We start from the raw sequence: 2893 nt of genomic DNA, 5'->3' as shown, positions 1-2893 counted from the left end.
CCGGCGGCCCGACCGGCGCGGGCCCGGGCGCCCCGGCCCAGAAAGCCGAGAGCACCTCGGGCGGCGAAAAGGCCAGGCCCTAAGGCTTAGCCCTCAGCGCACTACCCTTCGAAAGGCCGTAGGCTCGCCCGAGCCTGCGGCCTTTATCCGTTCCACGGCCCCGTCCAGCGGCTCGATCGCCACGGCCATGTGGTGGGCGTTGGCGTGCAGGATGCGCTCGGCGTCGAGGCCGATCGCCACATGGCCCTTCCAGAACACCAGGTCGCCGCGGCCGAAGTCCGCGCGGCCGATCTCCCGGCCCAGCGCCTGCTGCATGTCGGCGTCGCGCGGACAGGCCCGGCCGCAGGCCAGCAGCGCCTGTTGCACCAGGCCCGAGCAGTCGAGCCCCAGGCTCTCGCGCCCGCCCCACAGATAGGGCGCGCCCAGGTAGCGCTCGGTCACCGCCGCCGGATCGGCCTCGAAGACGCCGATCGGCGACAGGTGGCGGACGGCCATCCAGCCGGCGCCGGCCACCTTGGCCAGGGCGCCCTCGACCGCTTCGACCGTGACCAGGCTGTTCAGCGAATAGGGTCCCAGGGCCCTCGACTTGATGCTCGGTCCGGCGAAGGCGTAGGTGCGGATCGCCGAGATCCGGTGGGTGGGCGCGGGGCCTGGCGGCGCCAGCGCCGCGGCCTCGATGAAGCCGACATAGCCGTCGCGGCGCGCCTGGCCCCAGAGGAAGCCGCCCTCCTCCTCCTCGATCACGTCGAAGACCTCGCCGAACAGCAGCTGGTCCATCTGTTCGGAGGCGGCGTCGGGCGCGCGGCGGATGGCCGCAGCCGGGCCGGCGCAGCGCATGGGCTTGACGTCGAGGTAGATCTCCGCCGGCAGGACGCCCTCCAGCGCCCGCGCGGCGATCCCGTCGCGCAGCGGCGTGACGCGCGCGTCCCAGCTCACGCGAAGCGCTCGCGCAGCATGGCGTAGAGGCCGCGGATCGCCTGGGCCTCGCCCCCTGCCGCGCGGCCGGGCCCCGGCTTGGCGTTCCAGGCGTAGATGTCGATGTGCGCCCAGGGCGTCGGCGGCGCGAACCGCTGCAGGAACAGCGCCGCCGTCACCGCCCCGGCCTGGGCCCAGGCGTCCGGATCGTTCTTCAGGTCGGCGATGTCGCTGTCGACCGCCTCGGCGTAGCCCTTCCACAGCGGCATGCGCCACATCGGATCATTGGCCGCCTCGGCGTGGCGGGCGATCGCCGTGGCCAGCTCCTCGTCATCTGTGAAGTAGGGCGGCAGCTGCGGGCCCAGCGCCGCGCGCGCCGCCCCGGTGAGGGTCGCCAGGTCGATCGTCAGCGCCGGCTGCAGCTCGCTCGCGCGGGTGAGCGCGTCGGCCAGGATCAACCGGCCCTCGGCGTCGGTGTTGCCGATCTCGACGGTCAGACCCTTGCGGGTGTCGATCACGTCGCCGGGCCGCATGGCCTCGCCCGAAACGGCGTTCTCCACCACCGGGATCAGCACCGTCAGCCGCACCGGCAGGCGTGCGGCCATGATCATCCGGCCGAGCGCCAGGGCGTGGGCGGCGCCGCCCATGTCCTTCTTCATCAGCCGCATGCTCGACGAGGGCTTGATGTCGAGGCCGCCGGTGTCGAACACCACGCCCTTGCCGACGATCGCCACGAGAGGCCGCCCGCCCTCGCCCCAGGAGATCTCGATCATCCGCGGCGCGCGGTCTGGCGCGGCGGCGCGGCCGACCGCATGCACCGCCGGATAGTTGGCCTCCAAGAGGCCCTGGCCCTCGATCACCGTGATCTGGGCCGCGTATTGTTCGGCGATCTCTCGGGCGATGGTCTCGATCTGCCGCGGCCCCAGGTCGTTGGCCGGCGTGTTGATCATGTCGCGGGCGAGCGCGCAGGCGTGCGCCACCTGCCGCACCTCGGCGACGTCGACGCCGTCGGCGACCAGCCGCGGACGCTCGCCGCCCGCCTTGCGGTAGCGGTCGAAGCGGTAGCTGCCGAGCGCAAAGGCCAGCGCCGCGTCCTGCCGCGAGAGCTCCGCCGGCGCCTGGGCTATGCCGTAGGTTCCCGCCGCCAGCTTGCCCGCCAGCGCGCGGAAGGCCATGGCCTCGCCCGGCGCGGCGCCGAGCCCGACCAGCACCCGCTCCAGCACGCCGTCGGCGTCCGGCACCGCCAGGACCTGGCCGGCGCGGCCGCGGAACTCGGCGAACCGGGCGGCCGCCTGTACGAAGGGCGGCTGGGCGTCGAGGAAGGCCGGGGTCTCGTGGTCGGCCAGGACGTAGAGGGGGATGACGGCGCCGTCGGCCGCCTCGAGGATGACTTCGGACATCGGACCTTCAGGCGCCAGACGTTTCAACCGCGCGCAACGCGCTCATGTCCGATGCTGTGTCCCAATGCGCGGTGCTCTGCAACCGGCCAAAGCCTGTTCCTAAAAGGAACAGGCGGCTTCCCGCGCGCCTAGAAGCCGGCGGCGGTCTTCACCAGGACCGAGACCGGGAAGGCCGCCAGGGCGCCGACGGCGATCGCCACGCCGTAGGGCACGTTCTCGCCCGGCTCGGCCAGGCGCGTGAACCAGGCGGGCCCCGCCAGCACCATCGGCCGCAGCACGGGCGAGCGCAGGCCGAGCAGCAGCAGCGCCAGGCCCCCGCCGGCCAGGCCCGTGACGGCCAGGAAGGTCATCGCGCCCGGCCAGCCGATCCACAGCGCCGCGGCGGCGAACAGCTTGGCGTCGCCGCCGCCGATCCAGCCCAGGGCGAACATGACGACGCCGGCGACCAGGCCGGCCGCCCCCACCGCCAGATTAAGGCCGAGCGCCGACGCCGGCGTCCCCGCCGCGAGGCTAGCCGCCGCCGCCGCCAGGAAGCCCGTCATCAGCGCCAGCGAAATCCAGTTGGGGATTCGGTAGCT

3 protein-coding genes are annotated in these 2893 nt (G+C 73.6%); all 3 read right to left on the bottom strand.

The genetic code is table 11. The features are described from left to right. Positions 1-93: 93 nt before the first annotated feature. Positions 94-936, bottom strand: coding sequence for an NlpC/P60 family protein (locus VJS38_RS13030; protein WP_324088579.1), 843 nt, complete (start codon positions 934-936; stop codon positions 94-96). Beyond that, positions 933-2315 carry a leucyl aminopeptidase family protein gene (locus VJS38_RS13025; protein ID WP_324088578.1) on the bottom strand — a complete coding sequence of 461 codons (1383 nt, stop codon included), beginning with the start codon at positions 2313-2315 and terminating at the stop codon, positions 933-935. Before VJS38_RS13025 ends, VJS38_RS13030 begins: the two co-directional genes overlap by 4 nt. Positions 2316-2443: 128 nt before the next feature. Next, positions 2444-2893, bottom strand: a 450-nt coding sequence (locus VJS38_RS13020) for an A24 family peptidase (protein ID WP_324088577.1), incomplete at its 5' end; no start/stop codon positions are given.

Source organism: Phenylobacterium sp. (assembly GCF_035276905.1).
Taxonomy (GTDB): Bacteria; Pseudomonadota; Alphaproteobacteria; order Caulobacterales; family Caulobacteraceae; genus Phenylobacterium.
The sequence above is the reverse complement of the archived record's forward strand: the minus strand, read 5'-3'. Positions and strand labels throughout refer to the sequence as shown.

Bases quoted from the DNA above. Each gene is read 5' to 3' on its own strand.
- VJS38_RS13025 (WP_324088578.1), bottom strand. From the start codon at position 2,315: ATGTCCGAAGTCATCCTCGAGGCGGCCGACGGCGCCGTCATCCCCCTC.